At 39.9% G+C, this 19,003-nt stretch carries 23 protein-coding genes and 1 other annotated feature; of the genes, 6 read left to right on the forward strand and 17 right to left on the reverse strand.

The genetic code is table 11. From position 1 onward, the window contains the following. Positions 1–9: 9 nt before the first annotated feature. From ybgC to FEE42_RS04230, 4 genes are all read right to left on the reverse strand, one after another. On the reverse strand, positions 10–420 hold the full coding sequence (ybgC, locus tag FEE42_RS04215; RefSeq protein WP_059365640.1) for a tol-pal system-associated acyl-CoA thioesterase: 411 nt from the start codon (positions 418–420) through the stop codon (positions 10–12). A gap of 89 nt (positions 421–509) precedes the next feature. Further along, complete coding sequence (ybgE, locus tag FEE42_RS04220; protein ID WP_059365641.1) at positions 510–794, reverse strand: cyd operon protein YbgE; 285 nt, start codon at positions 792–794, stop codon at positions 510–512. A 110-nt stretch (positions 795–904) separates the two neighbouring features. Beyond that, on the reverse strand, positions 905–2,041 hold the full coding sequence (gene cydB, locus FEE42_RS04225; RefSeq protein WP_135969329.1) for a cytochrome d ubiquinol oxidase subunit II: 1,137 nt from the start codon (positions 2,039–2,041) through the stop codon (positions 905–907). A 14-nt stretch (positions 2,042–2,055) separates the two neighbouring features. Continuing rightward, positions 2,056–3,621 (reverse strand): cytochrome ubiquinol oxidase subunit I, encoded by a 1,566-nt coding sequence (locus FEE42_RS04230; RefSeq protein WP_059365643.1) that lies wholly within the window; start codon positions 3,619–3,621, stop codon positions 2,056–2,058. 410 nt (positions 3,622–4,031) lie between these two features. On the opposite strand from FEE42_RS04230, the gene FEE42_RS04235 reads away from it, so the two are divergent. Beyond that, entirely contained in the window at positions 4,032–4,337 is a 306-nt protein-coding gene (locus FEE42_RS04235; RefSeq protein ID WP_059365644.1) for a DUF5339 domain-containing protein, read from the forward strand. Positions 4,338–4,402: 65 nt separating this feature from the next. On the opposite strand, the gene ruvB is transcribed toward FEE42_RS04235, so the two are convergent. From ruvB to aspS, 9 genes are all read right to left on the reverse strand, one after another. After that, positions 4,403–5,410, reverse strand: a complete 1,008-nt coding sequence (ruvB, locus tag FEE42_RS04240) for a Holliday junction branch migration DNA helicase RuvB (RefSeq protein WP_059365645.1) — start codon at positions 5,408–5,410, stop codon at positions 4,403–4,405. A 10-nt stretch (positions 5,411–5,420) separates the two neighbouring features. Then, complete coding sequence (ruvA, locus tag FEE42_RS04245) at positions 5,421–6,035, reverse strand: Holliday junction branch migration protein RuvA (protein ID WP_059365646.1); 615 nt, start codon at positions 6,033–6,035, stop codon at positions 5,421–5,423. 60 nt (positions 6,036–6,095) lie between these two features. Further along, entirely contained in the window at positions 6,096–6,668 is a 573-nt protein-coding gene (gene ruvC / locus FEE42_RS04250) for a crossover junction endodeoxyribonuclease RuvC (protein ID WP_059365647.1), read from the reverse strand. Positions 6,669–6,731: 63 nt separating this feature from the next. Continuing rightward, a complete protein-coding gene (locus FEE42_RS04255) occupies positions 6,732–7,259 on the reverse strand; it encodes a hypothetical protein (RefSeq protein ID WP_059365648.1) in 528 nt (175 codons plus the stop codon). 21 nt (positions 7,260–7,280) lie between these two features. Continuing rightward, entirely contained in the window at positions 7,281–8,021 is a 741-nt protein-coding gene (locus tag FEE42_RS04260) for a YebC/PmpR family DNA-binding transcriptional regulator (RefSeq protein WP_059365649.1), read from the reverse strand. A 27-nt stretch (positions 8,022–8,048) separates the two neighbouring features. Then, positions 8,049–8,519: a dihydroneopterin triphosphate diphosphatase gene (nudB, locus tag FEE42_RS04265; protein WP_059365650.1), complete on the reverse strand. Its 471-nt coding sequence runs from the start codon at positions 8,517–8,519 to the stop codon at positions 8,049–8,051. Next, on the reverse strand, positions 8,520–9,080 hold the full coding sequence (locus FEE42_RS04270) for an LOG family protein (RefSeq protein ID WP_059365651.1): 561 nt from the start codon (positions 9,078–9,080) through the stop codon (positions 8,520–8,522). Beyond that, positions 9,077–9,400: a MazG nucleotide pyrophosphohydrolase domain-containing protein gene (locus tag FEE42_RS04275; RefSeq protein ID WP_135969325.1), complete on the reverse strand. Its 324-nt coding sequence runs from the start codon at positions 9,398–9,400 to the stop codon at positions 9,077–9,079. Before FEE42_RS04275 ends, FEE42_RS04270 begins: the two co-directional genes overlap by 4 nt. A gap of 85 nt (positions 9,401–9,485) precedes the next feature. Next, positions 9,486–11,252: an aspartate--tRNA ligase gene (aspS, locus tag FEE42_RS04280; protein ID WP_164027783.1), complete on the reverse strand. Its 1,767-nt coding sequence runs from the start codon at positions 11,250–11,252 to the stop codon at positions 9,486–9,488. 143 nt (positions 11,253–11,395) lie between these two features. On the opposite strand from aspS, the gene cmoA reads away from it, so the two are divergent. Further along, complete coding sequence (cmoA, locus tag FEE42_RS04285; RefSeq protein ID WP_077550882.1) at positions 11,396–12,121, forward strand: carboxy-S-adenosyl-L-methionine synthase CmoA; 726 nt, start codon at positions 11,396–11,398, stop codon at positions 12,119–12,121. Between the two features lie 67 nt (positions 12,122–12,188). Here cmoA and pgtP read toward each other — a convergent pair whose 3' ends face one another. Continuing rightward, positions 12,189–13,520 (reverse strand): phosphoglycerate transporter protein PgtP, encoded by a 1,332-nt coding sequence (gene pgtP, locus FEE42_RS04290; protein ID WP_164027784.1) that lies wholly within the window; start codon positions 13,518–13,520, stop codon positions 12,189–12,191. Positions 13,521–13,791: 271 nt separating this feature from the next. On the opposite strand from pgtP, the gene gloA reads away from it, so the two are divergent. The 4 genes from gloA (at position 13,792) to priC (ending at position 17,229) form a co-directional block, all read left to right on the forward strand. Further along, the gene (gene gloA, locus FEE42_RS04295) at positions 13,792–14,199 is read left to right on the forward strand and encodes a lactoylglutathione lyase (RefSeq protein ID WP_059365656.1); all 408 of its coding nucleotides are present in this window, start codon (positions 13,792–13,794) and stop codon (positions 14,197–14,199) included. A 74-nt stretch (positions 14,200–14,273) separates the two neighbouring features. Beyond that, positions 14,274–14,924, forward strand: a complete 651-nt coding sequence (gene rnt / locus FEE42_RS04300) for a ribonuclease T (RefSeq protein WP_164027785.1) — start codon at positions 14,274–14,276, stop codon at positions 14,922–14,924. Positions 14,925–15,047: 123 nt separating this feature from the next. Beyond that, positions 15,048–15,170, forward strand: a sequence feature (His leader region). Between the two features lie 89 nt (positions 15,171–15,259). Next, positions 15,260–16,612 carry a Na+/H+ antiporter family protein gene (locus FEE42_RS04305; protein ID WP_059365658.1) on the forward strand — a complete coding sequence of 451 codons (1,353 nt, stop codon included), beginning with the start codon at positions 15,260–15,262 and terminating at the stop codon, positions 16,610–16,612. Positions 16,613–16,647: 35 nt separating this feature from the next. Then, on the forward strand, positions 16,648–17,229 hold the full coding sequence (priC, locus tag FEE42_RS04310; RefSeq protein ID WP_164027786.1) for a primosomal replication protein PriC: 582 nt from the start codon (positions 16,648–16,650) through the stop codon (positions 17,227–17,229). A 320-nt stretch (positions 17,230–17,549) separates the two neighbouring features. Here priC and FEE42_RS04315 read toward each other — a convergent pair whose 3' ends face one another. The 3 genes from FEE42_RS04315 to FEE42_RS04325 form a co-directional block, all read right to left on the reverse strand. Continuing rightward, entirely contained in the window at positions 17,550–18,167 is a 618-nt protein-coding gene (locus FEE42_RS04315; protein ID WP_164027787.1) for a hypothetical protein, read from the reverse strand. 125 nt (positions 18,168–18,292) lie between these two features. Then, on the reverse strand, positions 18,293–18,640 hold the full coding sequence (locus FEE42_RS04320; RefSeq protein ID WP_164027788.1) for a hypothetical protein: 348 nt from the start codon (positions 18,638–18,640) through the stop codon (positions 18,293–18,295). 39 nt (positions 18,641–18,679) lie between these two features. Continuing rightward, complete coding sequence (locus tag FEE42_RS04325) at positions 18,680–18,973, reverse strand: hypothetical protein (protein WP_077582188.1); 294 nt, start codon at positions 18,971–18,973, stop codon at positions 18,680–18,682. Positions 18,974–19,003 lie beyond the last annotated feature (30 nt).

The following is a 19,003-nucleotide window of genomic DNA, read 5'->3' on the forward strand; positions in this document are numbered from 1 at the left end:
CGAGAAAGGTTATATATTATCTGAAAAGGCAGCTTTTATTTCCGCTGGAATAGCTACCGGTTTCATTTTACCTAGATCAACATAGGCTACCTTAACAGTAGCCGTTGACAAAATTACTGTATCTCTCATTAGTCGTTGCTCAAAGAGGATTGTTGCCCCTTTTATTGTGACGACCTCTGTTTCAACAATAAGAAAATCATCCAGTTTTGCCGGAACACAGTAATCAATTGCCATCGATTTGACAACAAATGCGCCTCGTTGTTCCTGCAATAATTTTTGCTGAGAAAAACGTTGTTTTCTTAAATACTCCGTTCGTGCTCGTTCAAAGAAATGCAAATAACGAGCATGATAAACCACACCGCCGGCATCAGTATCTTCATAGTAAACACGCACAGAGAAACGAAAAACTTTTGAATCCATTTTGTTTTCCTCATTCAACAGCTTGAAATCGGCTATTCTAGAGTCAGTTTTCACTCTGCGCAAGTACTTTCAAATGGCTAGAGTATGATTTATGTATAATGTACAACTATTGCAAGTAAAAACGCAAAATAGCCAAAATAAGGAAAAAAAACTATCTGCCAAAAAGTGCGGTTAATTTCAAAGCCAATTCCATGAATCCATGCACAAACTACTCCCCATAGAATGAAAAGAACCCAAAATGGATTAGTTGTTCTTAATTGAGTGGAAAACAGATCGAAGTTAAATAAAAAGGCAAGCGTTAATAGAATCGCCAAGATAAATGAAAGGGTTCTTAACGAACCCTTATTAACATATTGATAGAGAAATTGAATCATTATTCGTCAAATTGCCCTAAATTTTCTTTGTTTTTTGTGACTTTTACACTAGCAAAAATTGCCGCTAAAATACCCACTACCCAAATTACATATAACATCTCATATCTCCTTTAGTATAATGAGTTTGTGTTTTCTTCCACAAAGCCTTCATCCAAACGACCAAACATTTTGAAGTATGACCAAACGGTATAAGCAAGGGAAATAACCACAAATACCAGCGCTAAGAAAAGCATCCAAGTTAGCGTTAATTCGCTTGATGTTGCATCCCACATTAATAAACTCTGTTCAGGATGTGAGCTTGAAGGCATCACAAATGGGAACATAGAAACTGCTGCAGTAATAATCACACCAGCCATAGTTAATGAAGAAAATAAAAATGCAAAACCACAACGATTCGCTTTTGAGAAAATCACATTCAATAATGCGCTCACCACTGCTAGGGCTGGGAAAATCCACAAAATAGGCATCTCATTGAAGTTTCTGAACCATGCTCCGGTTTCAACTGCCACTTCTTTACCCATAGGTGAAGATGGCGCAAAGTGATCGATAGTACTGGTAACAACATAGCCATCTTTGAAGTATAACCATACACCTGCAAGGATAAAGGCGATTAAAGTTACAAATGCACCAACTTGAGTTATTGCACGGACTCTATCTCTTAATTCGGAGGTCGTTTTCATTTGTAACCAATTTGCGCCGTGTGTTACAAGCATTGCTAAGCTAATCACACCACATAGCAAAGCAAATGGATTTAACAATGCAAAGAACGAACCGGTATAAGTCACCTGTGCGATTTCATTAAATTCAAATGGAACACCTTGTAATAAGTTACCAAATGCCACACCGAAAACTAATGCAGGAACAAAACCACCGGCAAATAAGCCCCAATCCCATACAGCACGCCACGTCGGGTTATCAATTTTTGCACGATACTCAAAACCGATTGGACGGAAGAATAGTGCGGCTAATACTAACACAAGTGCAATATAGAAACCTGAGAACGATACAGCATATACAATTGGCCATGCCGCAAACACTGCACCACCGGCAGTTAATAACCAAACTTGGTTACCATCCCAGTGAGGAGCAATTGAGTTAATCATAATACGGCGTTCCACTTCTTTTTTACCCGCAACAGGTAAAAGTGCGGTCACGCCCATATCAAATCCGTCGGTTACAGAAAAACCGATTAGCAATACAACGACTAACACCCACCAAATAAAACGTAGAAATTCATAATCAATCATAATTCGTCTCCTGCTTATTTAGATGATTGTTCAAAGTAGTATTTGCCGGTTTTCAATGCACTCGGACCTAAACGTGCATATTTAAACATTAAATACATTTCAACAATGATAAACGCTAAGTAAAGTGCACAAATTAAACCAATAGAGAACCAAAGATCACCTACAGCTAAATTTGAAGCGGATACACCGACCGGTAACACTTCATAAATAGCCCATGGCTGACGACCATACTCAGCTAAGAACCAACCACATTCAATAGCAATCCAAGGTAAAGGCAAACTCCATAATAATGCTTTTAACAATAATGGACTTTGAGTCACTTTATTACGTAAGTTTTGAACAAAAGCACCCAGTGCTAATAGTGCAAGTAAACCGCCTACAGCAAGCATTGCGCGGAATGCCCAAAAGTTAGGGCCTACATTTGGAATAGTGTCGCGTGCAGCTTGTTTAATTTGTTCTTCTGTCGCATCCACTACTTTATCCGTATAGCGTTTTAACAATAAACCGAAACCAAGATCTTTTTTCACATCTTCAAATTTTGCTTTCGTTTCCGGATTAACTTGACCTGATGCTTTTTTCTCTGCTTTCAATTGAGTGAAAAGATCATAAGCAACAATACCATTGCGCACTCTTTGCTCATTTAAAGCTTGAAGTTCTTTCAAACCTGTAATTTCAGTATCAAAAGAACGGGTTGCAACTATACCTCCAACCATCGGTACGCTGATTTCAAAATCATTTTTCATTTCAGCAGTATTAGGAATTGCAGCTATATGAAATGATGCCGGAGCTGGTTGGGTTTCGAATTCTGCCTCCATCGCTGCTAATTTTACCGGTTGAGCTTTACCAATATCGTAACCTGATTCATCACCAAGAATTAATACTGAGATAGAAGCAATAAAACCAAAGGTTGCAGCTATAGAGAAAGAACGTTTTGCAAATCCAAGATCACGACCTTTTAATAAATAGTATGCACTGATCCCCAATACGAAGAATGCCCCCGTTACATAACCGGCAGAAAGCGTATGTAAGAATTTACTTTGTGCAACCGGATTTAACCATAAATCCATGAAGCTGGTCATTTCCATACGTACAGTTTCAAAGTTGAATTCTGATGCGACCGGATTTTGCATCCAACCATTTGCAACAAGGATCCACATTGCGGAGAGATTTGAACCAAACGCAACACAGTATGTGGTCAGTAAATGTTTACCTTTCGATAAACGCTCCCAACCGAAGAAAAATAAACCAACAAATGTTGATTCTAAGAAAAATGCAAGCAATGCTTCAATCGCCAACGGCGCACCGAAAATATCACCTACATAATGAGAATAGTAAGACCAGTTAGTACCAAATTGGAATTCCATAATGATACCGGTAGTCACCCCAAGGGCAAAGTTAATACCAAATAACTTACCCCAGAATTTTGTCATATCTTTATAGACTTCTTTGCCTGTTACAACATAGGTGGTTTCCATAATTACTAATACGAAAGTCAAACCTAATGTTAAAGGGACAAAAATGAAGTGATATAACGCAGTCAAGGCAAACTGTAAGCGAGAAAGTTCAACAACGTCTAACATCCCAACCTCTTGTAAAAATGACAAGTCACTCACTATGATTAATAAAGACTATTCTTTAAATAACCACCCCAAATACCTAATTAAACCACTAGATCCAATTAAGCAAACACTAAATCACTACACATAATAAACCTTTTTAAGAATTACAATAAAATAAAACGATGAATTATGAAGCAGACAACTCAGAATAGGTAGTATTCTACAACTAATCATAAGGATAAAAAACAGCTAAAATGTTATCTCGCTCACATTTTTGATATAAACTGGAAAAAATTTTGCCTATTTTCTAATAAAAATTAATCATCTACAAAAATATTGATTAATATCTAGACATTCACTGCATATTTTGCTATTTTCACCGACGGCTAAATTTAGAGATATTTGGATAATTTTTGTTAAAGGATTTCACAATGAAGAAAATTTCAATGATTTTGACCGCACTTTTTTCACTCGGGTCATTTTCAACAATTGCCGCACCGCAGAAATCTAATGAAATGCTACCGCAATGTGCTCAATTATTTAAAGAAGCAGAAAATTTAATCATTCAAGCGGAAAAACAGCCCGGTACACATACTCAGGTTAGTAAAATTAAAAATAAACTCAATCAAAGTAAAAAACAAATTCTCGAAATGGAACTTGCTACCCAACTAAAAAGTTGTAATGTAGGACTGGCGAAACTAAATAGTATGAAAGATAGTTCCGAACAAACTAATTAACCTAAGTATTAAATCAAAAAAGACTTATTGAAAATTTCAGTAAGTCTTTTTTGTTATTCGTTTGTTTAAGATGCCAGTTTTTGCAAACCAAAATGGCGATAAGTTTGTGCTGTTGCAATCCTTCCACGTGGAGTACGCTGTAAAAAGCCTTGTTGAATTAAGTAAGGTTCCAATACATCTTCAATAGTATCACGCTCCTCACCTATCGCTGCAGCCAAGTTATCCAATCCAACCGGCCCGCCATCAAAACGCTCAATTACGGCACTCAATAATTTTCGGTCTAAATAATCAAAGCCGGCATCATCAACATCTAACATAGAAAGCGCTTGCTTCGCTATATCCAAAGAAATCACCCCTCCATTTCTTACATCAGCATAATCACGTACACGGCGTAATAAACGATTAGCAATACGTGGGGTGCCGCGAGAACGGCGGGCAACTTCAAAAGCAGCCTGTTGTTCTAATTCAAGGTTTAAACAAACCGCACTTCGAGCAACAATTGAGGTTAAATCTTCTACCGAATAAAATTCTAAACGCTGTACGATACCAAAACGATCGCGTAAAGGCGAAGTCAAAGAGCCGGCTCGCGTTGTTGCTCCTACTAAAGTAAAGGGAGGTAACTCCAATTTTATGGAACGTGCCGCCGGCCCTTCCCCAATCATAATATCCAATTGGTAATCTTCCATTGCCGGATAAAGCACTTCTTCAATAGCCGGTGAAAGGCGATGAATTTCATCAATAAACAGCACATCATAGGGTTCGAGATTCGTTAGCATTGCTGCCAAATCACCGGCTTTTTCTAAAACAGGGCCTGAGGTTGTACGAATATTCACGCCCATTTCATTCGCTACAATATTGGCAAGCGTCGTTTTACCCAACCCGGGAGGGCCGAAAATCAACAAATGGTCTAAAGCATCTTTGCGTAATTTTGCGGCTTTAATAAAAATATCCATTTGTTCGCATACTTGTGCCTGCCCAACATAATCAGCCAGTAATTTGGGACGAATTGCACGGTCGATCACGTCTTCATCAAGTTTCGCTTGACTACTAATAATTCTATCTGCTTCAATCATCCGTTTTCCCTTATAACGCCGCTTTTAAGGCTTCACGAATTAGTTGTTCGCTATTTAATTCCGGTTTTATCACGCTTTTAACCATTTTTGCAGCATCCGCTGGTTTATACCCTAATGCGATCAATGCCGAAACGGCTTCATTTTCTGAGTTTTCTTGATATGAAATAGCCGCAGGCTCGCTAGATATATGCTTACTTTCTATAAAGAATTCATTTTGTTTCACACCTTTAAATTTTCCTTTTAATTCAACCAATAGACGCTCTGCGGTTTTTTTGCCTACGCCCGGAATTTTAACGAGTTTGGAAAGCTCTTCATGTTCAATTGCATAAGCAAATTGCTCAACAGACATTGCTGATAAAATTGCCAGTGCCAATTTTGGTCCAACACCATTGGTTTTAATTAATTCACGAAATAAAGTGCGGTCAGTTTTTTGTGCAAATCCAAAAAGTAAATGGGCGTCTTCTCGAATAGCAAGATGAGTAAACAAGGTTGTTTCCTGTCCGAGCTCAGGCAAGTCATAAAAGCTCGTCATCGGCAAAAGTAACTCATACCCAACGCCTTGCACATCAATTAAAATTTCAGGAGGTTGTTTTTCTAATAGAATACCTGTTAAACGACCAATCATAATTTATCCATAAGCATAAAAGTTTTGCATAGAATAAAATAAAACTGGACGAACATCCAGTTATTTCTTTAACCGAAAACGCCCTCGGCTATAACGAGTTTTTAAAAGTGCGGTGATTTTTTCTTGGGTTTCCACTATTTTTGCAGAACCCGCAATATGCAAAGAATGATTCATAGTATGGGCGTGGGTAATCGCAATTGCTAAGGCATCTGCCGCATCCGATTGCGGTTTATCGGAAAGTTTCAGAATACGCGTAACCATATCCTGAACCTGAATCTTATCTGCTGCCCCCACACCAACAACGGTTTGTTTCACTAATCTCGCCGCATACTCAAATACCGGCAAGTCGTGATTTACCGCAGCGACAATCGCTGTGCCCCTTGCCTGCCCCAATTTCAGTGCTGAATCTGCATTTTTTGCCATAAAGACTTGTTCAATCGCAAACATATCCGGCTGAAACTGCTGAATAATTTCACTGACTCCGGCATAGATGCGTTTTAAACGGCTGGGGAGATCGTCCACCACCGTACGAATTGCGCCGCTGCCGAGGTAATCTAATTGTCGCCCTGTTTGCTTAATGACACCGTAACCAGTCACTCTTGATCCTGGATCGATACCTAAAATTATTGTCATTTACGCTCAACCTAAAAAATAGGGACACACTGGGTGTCCCTTAAAACAAATTGAAATACTTACTTATTCATTATTCATTTTAGCGGTAGCCAATTCATCAATTTTACAGTTTTTCACTAAAATTTGATCGGTTTGTTTACCTAATTTGGTCAACATTACTGAAGACGATTTATCAAATGTTTCAAGTGAGAAATCTACATCAGCATTCCAACGGTAAGATTTAGATTCAAAGGTTACTGGGTTTGGGGCTTTTTCATTGACTTTTAAGTCTTTGATCGCTTTTTTACCAAAAGCAATATTTACATTTTTCGCTTTACCGGCCTCAAAACCATAAGTGGCAATAACCAATGTGTTATCTTTACAAAGATACACGGCCGATTTTGTTGCAGTATCTAATTTATCCGTTACGGTTTTCACTGTGCTAGATACACCATCTTTCACGCTAGTTACCGCTTGTGAAGCACCGCCTACAACCGCATTAGTTGTTTTGCTGATAGCATCTGTGGTGTTTGAGACAACATCAGATGCGGTTGAACAGGCAGATAATACGAGTGCCGCTGCAAGTGCCGGGGCAAATTTCATCAATTTCATTCGAACTCCTTCGAGCAAAAACTAAAGTAGTGCAGCAACCTCATCGCTGATCTCACCGTTGTGATAGACATTCTGGACATCATCACACTCTTCCAGCATATCGATCAATTTTAATAATTTCGGTGCGGTTTCTGCGTCTAAATCAACAGTAGTTGAAGGAATCATTGTTACTTCAGCAGATTCCACTTTAAAACCGGCTCCTTCAATACCGTCACGCACTGTCCCTAATTCTTCCCAAGCGGTATAAATCTCAAAGCTACCGTCTTCTTGCTGCTGAATATCGTCTGCGCCCGCTTCAATCGCCGCTTCCGTTAAAGCGTCTTCATCTGCGGCTCCAATCAAAATCAAGCCTTTTTTACTAAAGAGATAGCCGACCGAGCCTTCCGTACCCAAATTTCCACCACATTTGGTAAAACTTGGACGAACTTGAGAGATTGTCCGGTTTGCGTTGTCGCTTAGACACTCAACCATCACAGCAGTTCCACCCGGACCGTAACCTTCGTACACTTTTGTTTCCATATTGGTGTCATCGCCACCGCCGACGCCCCGCTCAATCGCGCGGTTAATCGTATCCCGTGTCATATTGCTGGATAAGGCTTTATCCACCGCCGCACGCAGACGTGGGTTTGCCGACACATCGCCACCACCTAATTTTGCGGCAGTCACCAATTCACGAATTAATTTTGTAAAAATTTTCCCACGCTGCGCATCTTGTGCCGCTTTGCGGTGTTTAATGTTAGCCCACTTACTATGACCTGCCATTTTGTTTTCCTTCTTAAAATTATTTTGTTAAAACGGATAATTTTTCGTTTCAACAAATGTATCATTTAATAAATATTTTCTGATCGCTTCAGCATTATTCGGGGATTTTGTCATTCTAACGGCTTGTTCCGCCGAGACCCATTGATACGCCAAATGTTCCGATAATTGTGGGATAAATTCCCGTTCCACTGCCAACAAAAACCAATGTTCCCGGCAATGGGTAACATTCGGTGCGTATTTATAGCGGAAATGTGGAAAAATTTCAAATTCTATGCTCTTATTGCAATCAAAAAGTGCGGTAGAATTTTCCGTTATTTTTAACCGCACTTCTTCCCACAACTCCCGAATTACCGCTTGACGTGGCGTTTCATTTTCTTCTAAAGAACCGGTAACGGATTGCCAAAAAGTCGGATCATCTTGACGTTGAAGCATTAGCACTCGCCCGCTACTTTGGGCATAGATCAGCACTAAAACGGAATAGGGATTTTTATATTTCATTTAATAACGTCTAATCTCAGGCGCTTGATAGGTGGCAATAAAGCGGGCGATTTCCTCTAAATCATCGGAAAATAAAATTTTTTGGTAATCCTCTGTTGTGAGAAATGCTGATTTCACCATTTGCTCAAACAACATTTTGAGGGAATTGTAATAGCCACTTTGATTAAACAGAATACACGGGTTCGGGTTTTGCCCGATTCTCGCCCACGAAATCACCTCGCTAATTTCCTCTAGCGTCCCCGGCCCGCCGGCTAAGGCAATATAAGCATCGCCCAGCTCAATCATCTTTTTCTTACGCGCCTGCATCGTCTCTACGGTGATCAGCTGAGTTAAGCCGCCATGAGCCAATTCCCTCGCTTGCAAAAAAGTTGGGATAACGCCGATAACCTTACCGCCTTCAGCCAGTACGGTGTCGGCAATCACGCCCATCAGCCCCGCTCGTCCGCCACCGTAAATTAACGTATGCCGATTAGCGGCGATCCATTTACCCAAACTTACCGCCGAAGCCTGATAAACCGGATCATTGCCCAAACTTGCACCGCAATAAACGGTAATATTCATTCTGTCTCCTCCAAACGCCGTTGTAATTTTTGTTGATTGTCTTGCATTATCTCCGCCAGCTCAAGTTGGTATTTGTCCGCTAAAATCAGCACATTATTTAGCACATCGCCTAACTCTTCCCGAATATGTGCCAAACGGGCTTGCCGAGATAATTGCGACTCATCAGCTCTATCCCGCCCGATTTCATACGCCCGCACCGCTTGTGCTAATTCCCCGACTTCCTCCGTTAAAAAATTCAAACGAATAAAGGGATTATAGTCATACCACTGCCGACGTTTATAATATTTTACTAGCCAGTGTTGATAAGTTTGTAGTGTCATTTTATTTTTTGCATCATTTCAAGGAAATGTAACCCCTTGCGCTTAACAAAAGCCCCTTAAATCCGTGAGTTAAAGGGCTTTGTGATTATTCTTTAGCAGTAACGCTAATTGCCAGCTCATTCAACGCCTGCGGATTCGCAAAGCTCGGCGCTTCTGTCATCAAACACGCTGCTGCGGTGGTTTTCGGGAAAGCGATTACGTCTCGGATATTTTCCGTGCCGGTAAGCAGCATCGCTAAGCGATCTAAACCGAAGGCAAGGCCTGCGTGCGGCGGTGTACCAAATTTTAAAGCGTCAAGTAGGAAACCGAATTTTTCTTGCTGTTCCTGCTCGTTAATACCAAGAATACGGAATACGGTTTGTTGCATTTTCGGATCGAAAATTCGCACAGAACCACCGCCGACTTCATAGCCGTTAATCACCATATCGTAGGCATTGGCAACAGCATTAGTCGGATTGGCTTCCAATTCTTCTGGGGTAAAATCACGCGGTGAAGTGAACGGATGATGCATTGCGGCAAGACAGCCTTCTTCATCACGTTCAAACATTGGGAAATCAATAACCCAAAGCGGTTGCCATTCGTCTAAACGGGTTAAACCGAGATCACGCCCTAACTTCAAACGTAATGCGCCCATTGCATCGGTAGTAACATTCCATTTATCCGCACCAAAGAATAGAATGTCTCCAGTTTGCAGGCCAACTTTGGCAAACAAGGCTTTTAGCACATCTTCATTTAAAAACTTAGCGATCGGGCTTTGCACACCGTCAAGACCGGTATTCACATCGTTCACTTTTAACCACGCCAAGCCTTTTGCGCCGTAAATACCGACAAATTGAGTATATTCGTCAATTTGTTTACGTGTCATTTCATTACCGTTCGGCACACGAACCACGGCAACACGACCATTCGGATCATTCGCAGGTCCCTGGAATACTTTGAAATCCACATCTTTAACAATCTCTGCGACATCGACCAACTCTAGCGGATTACGTAAATCCGGTTTATCGGAACCAAAACGACTCATCGCTTCATGCCACGTCATGATCGGGAATTTGCCGAGATCGACATTGAGAATATGTTTCCATAAGCCATGGATCATATTTTCCATAATTTCACGTACTTCCGGCGCGGTTAAGAAAGAGGTTTCCACATCGATTTGGGTAAATTCCGGTTGGCGGTCGGCACGTAAATCTTCATCACGGAAACATTTGACGATTTGGTAATAACGGTCAAACCCCGACATCATCAAAAGCTGTTTGAAAAGCTGCGGCGATTGTGGCAGGGCATAAAATTTGCCTTTATGCACACGGCTCGGCACTAAATAATCCCGCGCGCCTTCCGGTGTGGCTTTAGTGAGCATTGGGGTTTCAATATCAAGGAAGCCGTTATCGTCCATAAATCGGCGCACAAAACTGGTGATTTTGGCACGGGTTTTCAAACGCTCCGCCATTTCCGGACGGCGTAAATCTAAATAACGGTATTTTAAACGCTGCTCTTCGGTATTATTTTGGTTGAAATCGAGCGGTAATACGTCGGAAGCATTATAAATTTTGAGTTCTTTGGCAAGCACTTCCACTTCACCCGTTGCCATATTTTGATTAATTTGATTGTCCGGACGCGGGATTACTTCCCCTTTGATTTGAATACAAAATTCGTTACGCAACGTACTTGCGGCAGTAAGGGCATCTTGAAATTTCGGATCAAAATAGACTTGTACGATCCCTTCGCGATCTCTCATATCAATAAAAATCAAACCGCCTAAATCACGACGACGATGAACCCAACCGCTTAATATCACTTCTTGTCCGACATGGCTACGGTTTAGAGAACCGCAATAATGTGTACGCATCATTTTTTATATTCCTTTTATATTCTGAAATTAACGGGCTGATTATACGGAAATTGATGTTGCTTTTAAATTGGAAACGGAAATTTATTTGCGCCTGATAAAACTTTCTCTAAAATAACCGCACTTTTAACTCTCTTCAAAATGATATGCAAAAAGATACCCTTTTCTCCGCGCCTATTGAAAAACTGGGCGATTTTACTTTTGACGAAAGCGTTGCCGAAGTCTTCCCCGATATGATTCAACGATCGATTCCCGGCTATTCCAATATTATTACTGCCATCGGTATGCTTGCCGAACGCTTTGTGACGGCAAACAGCAATGTTTATGATCTCGGCTGCTCGCGGGGTGCCGCCACCCTTTCCGTACGTCGTAATATTCATCACCCCAATGTAAAAATTATTGGTATTGATAATTCCCAACCAATGGTGGAACGCTGTCGCCAACATGTTACCGCCTATCATAGCGACGTGCCTGTAGAAATTTTATGTGACGATATTCGCCATGTTGAAATCAAAAATGCTTCCATGGTGATTTTAAATTTCACCCTGCAATTTTTACCGCCAGAAGATCGCATAGCGTTACTCAGCAAAATTTACCAAGGTTTAAATCCTAATGGCGTTTTAGTACTTTCAGAAAAATTTCGTTTTGAAGATGAAAAAGTGAATGAATTGCTGATTAATTTACATCACCAATTTAAGCGTGCCAACGGTTACAGCGAATTGGAAGTGAGCCAAAAGCGTACGGCCTTGGAAAACGTGATGCGTACAGATAGCATTGAAACCCACAAAGTGCGGTTAAAAAACGTAGGATTTTCACAAGTCGAGCTTTGGTTCCAATGTTTTAATTTTGGCTCAATGGTGGCAGTGAAATAGTGAAATAAAAAAGCGCTCAATGTTACATAGGCTTTAAAATGAGCGCTTTTTATAGAAAAACTAAGAATTAGTTCGATACATTTGGTTTATGAAATAAAGTGAATGCAATAAAGAGGAATCCTAAGAAACAAGACACAATCAGTGCATAAAAACCACCGTCCCATCCAAATAAATCAACCAGTTTACCCATTACATAGCCTGCACTTGCCGATCCTAATAAATAACCGAACAAACCGGTTAAACCTGTTGCCGTACCTGTTGCGATACGCGGAACCAAATCGGCAGCCTGTAACCCAATCATCATCACCGGTCCATAAATTAAGAAACCGATTGCAACAAGACAAATATTATCAACTAACGGGTTACCCGCCGGGTTTTTCCAATAAACAATAATTGCGATTAATACGCCGACTAAAAATAATAACATTGGCGGCGCCCGATGCCCTTTGAAGACTTTATCACTTAAATAACCACTGGCTAACATACCGAAAATACCCGCATATTCATATAAGAAATATGCCCAACTCTGCTTATCCACAGAAAAATGTTTCACTTCTTTTAAGTATGTTGGCGCCCAGTCAATAATGCCGTAACGAATGAAATACACAAAAACGTTTGCAATAGCAATTGACCATAAAAACTTGTTATTGATGATATATTTTTTGAAAATGTCTTTAGAAGAAAGCGTATGCGCAGACTCAACATGCTGCACGATTTTTTCGCCTTTCCATTCATCAACCGGCGGTAGTCCTTTAGATTCCGGTGTGTCATGCATTAGCCCAAACATAATAAAAGCTAACACTATGGCTATTAATGCAGGCAAATAAAATAGCGATTGCCATGAACCGAAAATGGCTAATCCAAGGATCGCCAACGGCCCAATTAAACCGCCGCCCAAATTGTGAGATATATTCCACCAACTCCACCAAACACCACGCTCAGACACAGAAAACCAGTTAGTCATCGTTTTTGCACCCGGTGGATATCCCATCCCCTGAAACCAACCATTTAAGGCAGCTAAAATGATCATTAACGGAATGGAAGCCAACACAGCCGGCACTAAACCAAAAATCAAGCTCACCACGGCAGAACCAAGTAAACCAATAGTAATAAAATATTTTGGATTACTCCGGTCAGATACATTCCCCATAATGAACTTACTAAAACCATAAGCAAGTGATAATGCAACCCCGACAGTACCTAAGTCGGCTTTGGTAAAACCATATTCATCAATTAAATAAGGAATTGCGAGAGAAAAGTTTTTGCGAATAAGATAATACGCAGCATAACCGATGAACACTCCTGCAAAAACCTGCCAACGTAATTTTTTATATTCAGAATCGGTTCTAGAACGATCAATTCGTGGAGCCGGTGGAGAGGCCTTTAAAAAAGAAAACATACAAACCCCTTATAGGTAAGATTTAAACACACTGATTGAAACAAAAGATTTGTGTTTTGTTACTAACACATTTGAAATGAACATCAGCACAAAATAGGGGGTGAAGTGTAGCATTTGTACTGTTTAACAATTTTGTTTTAAATCAAATAATGTCACTTTCATCCCAATAATTTCAAAAAGATAATGCTTTATTAATCGCTTTTACTGATTTATTACTCAATTTATGACATAATCAGCCCGTTTCTTTCCCTGTTCAAAAAGGATTAGACCCATGCGAATTTTACACACTATGTTACGAGTAAGTGATTTAGAGCGCTCAATTAAATTTTATCAAGATGTATTAGGAATGCGTTTATTGCGTACCAGTGAAAATCCCGAATATAAATATTCCTTAGCATTTTTAGGCTATGACGATGAAGATAAATCCTCGGTTATTGAACTGACTTATAATTGGGGCGTCACGGAATATGAACTCGGTACGGCATACGGACATATTGCGATTGGCGTGGATGATATCTATGCAACCTGCGAATCAGTGCGTTCAAACGGCGGTAAAGTTACCCGTGAGCCTGGTCCGGTGAAAGGCGGTAGCACGGTAATTGCCTTCGTAGAAGATCCTGATGGTTACAAAATCGAATTTATTGAAAATAAAAACGCAAAAGCCGGACTGGGTAATTAAAAAGTGCGGTCATTTTCTACAATGTTTTAATAACGTAGGTTCACCTGCGTTATTTTATTTTTTAAGGATAAATAATGCCCGATTCTCCAGAAATTCCTTATCACAATCAATTAAAAAATCGTTTTCGCGGTTATTTTCCTGTCATCATTGATGTGGAAACCGCAGGTTTTGACGCCAAAAAAGATGCCTTATTAGAACTAGCGGCAATTACGTTAAAAATGGATGAAAACGGCTATTTACACCCGGATCAAAAATGCCATTTTCATATTGAGCCTTTTACAGGCGCAAATATCAATCCGGAATCATTAAAATTTAACGGCATCGATATTCATAACCCGTTGCGCTGTGCCGTATCAGAGTTAGATGCAATTACCGGACTGTTTCAAATGGTACGCCGAGGGCAAAAAGAGGCTGAATGCCAGCGTTCCATCATCGTAGCCCATAATGCGACCTTTGATCAAAGTTTCGTGATGGCAGCGGCAGAACGCACCGGTGTAAAACGCAATCCGTTTCACCCTTTCGGCATGTTTGATACGGCAAGTCTGGCAGGCTTAATGTTTGGTCAAACAGTATTAGTAAAAGCCTGTCAAGCCGCCAATATTCCTTTTGATGGAAAACAAGCCCATTCTGCCCTCTATGATACGGAACGTACTGCTGAATTATTTTGCTATATGGTAAATCATTTAAAAAATTTAGGTGGTTTTCCGCATATTGCCGCACAATGAAAAACGGAATAAAAAATAACCGCACTTTATTTTTAAAAATTAGGTTGCAATTTTTCTCATTTTACAGTAGCTTAGGCAGCAATTCTTATTTGGAGATTTAAAAATGAATGTAATCCGTCGCCATCATCGCCACCATTTAACTGAATAATCTTTCAGGTTTTTGGTGTGCTTGGAAGATTTCTTCCGAGCAGACAGGATAATAAAAAATCTTACCCCTCGGAAGGCAACTTTCGAGGGGTTATTTTATGATTAGAGGAGTGCAAACCATCGACATTACATATTCAATAAAATTATAACCAATTCAATTTACACATTAATTTATAAGGAAAAACACAATGTTATCAAACCCCGTTGTTATCTCAATTATCGTTTTACTGACGCTCAGCTTACTACGTATTAATGTCATTATCGCGCTAGTCATTGCCGCACTTACAGCCGGTTTATGCGGTGGTCTTGGTTTAACTAAAACCATTGAAACCTTCACCGGTGGACTGGGAGGCGGAGCGGAAGTCGCAATGAACTATGCCATGCTCGGCGCTTTTGCTATCGCGATTTCTAAATCCGGTATTACTGATTTAATCGCCTATAAAATCATCACAAAAATAAATAGAACACCGACAAGTAACAATCTTGCATGGTTAAAATATTTAATTTTCGGCATTTTAGTTTTATTTTCTATTTCATCCCAAAACCTACTACCCGTTCACATTGCCTTTATCCCAATTGTCGTGCCGCCATTGCTTTCAATCTTTAATCGCTTAAACATTGACCGACGTGCTATTGCTTGCGTGCTCACTTTCGGTTTAACTGCGACTTATATGTTGCTACCGGTGGGGTTCGGTAAAATTTTTATTGAAAGTATCTTGGTAAAAAATATTAATCAAGCAGGAGCAAATCTTGGTTTGCAAACAGATATCGCCCAAGTTTCTCTTGCAATGTTACTGCCGGTAATCGGTATGATCTTAGGTTTATTAACCGCCGTATTTATCACCTATCGCAAACCTCGTACATACAACGTTCTTGTTGAAGAACCAACAACAAAAGAAATTGAAGCACATATTGCCAATATTAAACCAAAACAAATTACAGCAAGCCTGATTGCAATTTTTGCAACTTTTGCAACGCAACTTGTTACCAGTTCGACAATTATTGGCGGTTTAGTCGGTTTAACGGTCTTTGCCCTATTCGGTATTTTCAAACTCAAAGAAAGTAATGATATTTTCCAACAAGGCTTGCGTTTAATGGCTATGATCGGCTTTGTGATGATTGCCGCCTCAGGTTTTGCAAATGTAATTAATGCCACCACTGGCGTAACGGATTTGGTGCAGAGCCTCAGTAATGGCGCAATTCAAAGTAAGGGCTTAGCCGCGTTTCTGATGTTGATTGTCGGTTTATTAATCACGATGGGAATCGGCTCGTCTTTCTCTACCGTACCGATTATAACCTCAATTTACGTACCGCTTTGTCTCTCCTTTGGTTTCTCACCACTGGCAACCGTATCAATAGTGGGCGTAGCTGCGGCACTTGGTGACGCAGGTTCTCCGGCCTCCGACTCCACCTTAGGGCCGACCTCTGGATTGAATATAGATGGAAAACATGATCACATTTGGGATTCTGTTGTGCCAACCTTCATTCACTACAATATTCCATTGTTGGTATTCGGTTGGATTGCAGCAATGTATCTTTAACGATTATAATCCCCCACTCATCGGGGGATTTTTTTATGCTCATTCAACAACTCATTGAAAAGCTGGAACAAAAGGTTCAACAGCTTTATCAAATCCATTCAGCCCAACTTGAAGAAAAAATATTCACGAAATTTGACCGCACTTTATTTAGTGAAAACGGGCAAACCCTGTCATTTTATTTTGCTGAAATTAACCAAACGCTGATAAGAATAAAATCGCTTAATTCTAATGATGTAAATCATTACCACTTTATGACAGAACATTTGTTCAAGCAATGTAACGCATTGTCCGAAACGCTAAATCGAAACAATACGGTTTTTACCCGACAAAAACGGCAACATCCGGCTGTAAAAAAAGCACAGCATAGTATCCATAAATTACCTCCTCGCGAACGTTTAGAGAAATACTATGAAGCACTTGAGCAGCTGAATAATTTGTATCAACAGTATCGAGATTCCGCTCAAACAAAAAATGATCCTATAGAACAAAAAAGAATGGAGGAGCTAGCCAATAGCTATAAATGTCGTCGTCAAAAATGCCAAGAAGCAATTGATTTATTAGAAGAATATTTAAGCTTTAAAGACGAACAAAAAAGCAACAATAAAACAGATAAATAGCAAAGAAAAATCCCTTAACCAAAAGATTAAGGGATTTTTTGAATTTGATGGCGGAGGAAGTGAGATTCGAACTCACGGAGGGCGTAAACCCTCGCCGGTTTTCAAGACCGAACCTATATCAATAGATGTTAATTAAAAATATTTTATAAATCAAAAGCCTACATACATAGACATTATAATCACCTCTCATTAACCTATCAACTTTTCACACCTTTTAGCACCTATTTCGTCAAACTTACGTCAAACTACCAATTCATATTCCCCCATCCTAAATGATGAAAAGCACGGCAAAACTACCGCACTTTTATCAAAAGTTTACTTTAACCATTAGACTCACTCCCGCCATCTTCTATGATGCCGGAATAAACCTCTACGCCGAGGTAATAGAGTTTAAAAGACTCACCTGCAAAGGCAAAACCAAACAACCCTGTTGTTTTCTGTTTATTATTGAGATTTTCAAAAGTAAATATTCCCACTTCAATCGAGATTTTTTTAAATTCCTCAAAATCCATGTTCAGCACGTGACTGTCATCTGAGAGCGGATAACCCATTAGCTCACCCCATTGGCTAACGCGGTAACTAATATTCAATCTGCGCACAAGCTCCGGACTTGGCAATTCCACTTCACTGTCTTGATTGTCACGTCTTAAATAGACCCGCTGGGTAAAAGGGTCTAACCAATAGCCATCATTTGGTCTGTCACCATACCAAAAAATACCGTCTCTATACCCTGTCTGAACGAGCTTGATATTAGCCAAGTTCTTTACCTGTCTGTACACAGCATTGTCTGTTGCAACCAATCTGTTTTCTACTTCCATTACCCGTGGGACAGGCTGATTTTTTAATACTTCAATTTCGTTTTCAAGATTGACTATATCTTTTGCCACGTTGTAAGCAAACATTGAATCTACCGATTGATTTTTATTTATTCTCGCCATTTTTTAGCTCCTGCTTTGTTTGTTGATAAATTCTGTTGAGAGATTCGTCATATTCCTTGTGGTTTAAGACGATATATTGGGTTTTAATTAACCGCACTTTGTACGGTTTTTTCTTTGAAAGAACATTAATCATCGTTCACCACCGTAACATCTTGGATTAATGTCAATTCTCCACCGGCAATCGTGCGCACTTTGTGATATTGGTCGATACATTGCAAATCCCATTTGGCAGATTCCCACTTCACGTTTTGCGTTTTATCGTGTGAAACCGTGATATGAATCAGATTGTTTTCTACTACGATTTCGTCTGTTTCAGATGATAGTTTGATAATGTCTCCACGTTTCGGTTTAATGTGCAAATCAAGCCGACAACCATCAAAATTGACCGAACTTTCTTGGTCGTCATCTTCCACAACCTCAAATGTAAAACCTTCATCGTCGCCTCGAACCATCTCTAAGTCGATTTGTTCCATTTTCGCTCCAATAAAAAAGCCCTCGTTTGAGGGCTGTGACTAAACGTAAATTTGCTGCGTTTCTTTCAAATGATTGTAGATTCGCGCAAGCATAATTTGTGTTGGCGTTTTGCCGATGTCCTCTTTAGTAAAAGGTGCGTCGTTAATCGCTTTCGCCGCTTCGGCATCAATCCATTTATACTCGCTGATAATGGGCGCGAAGTCAGTTACCACACCGTCATTATCCGTACCGGTACCAATGACATATTTGGCATTAATTGAACCGTCTTCTTGTGTGCTGTAACTTGCAATAGCGGAGTACATTGGGTTTAAAATTTTGTTGAATGTTGTCATAAAAACTCCTTGTTTTTAGATAAAAGAAAA

This window comes from Rodentibacter caecimuris (assembly GCF_010587025.1).
GTDB lineage: Bacteria > Pseudomonadota > Gammaproteobacteria > Enterobacterales > Pasteurellaceae > Rodentibacter > Rodentibacter caecimuris.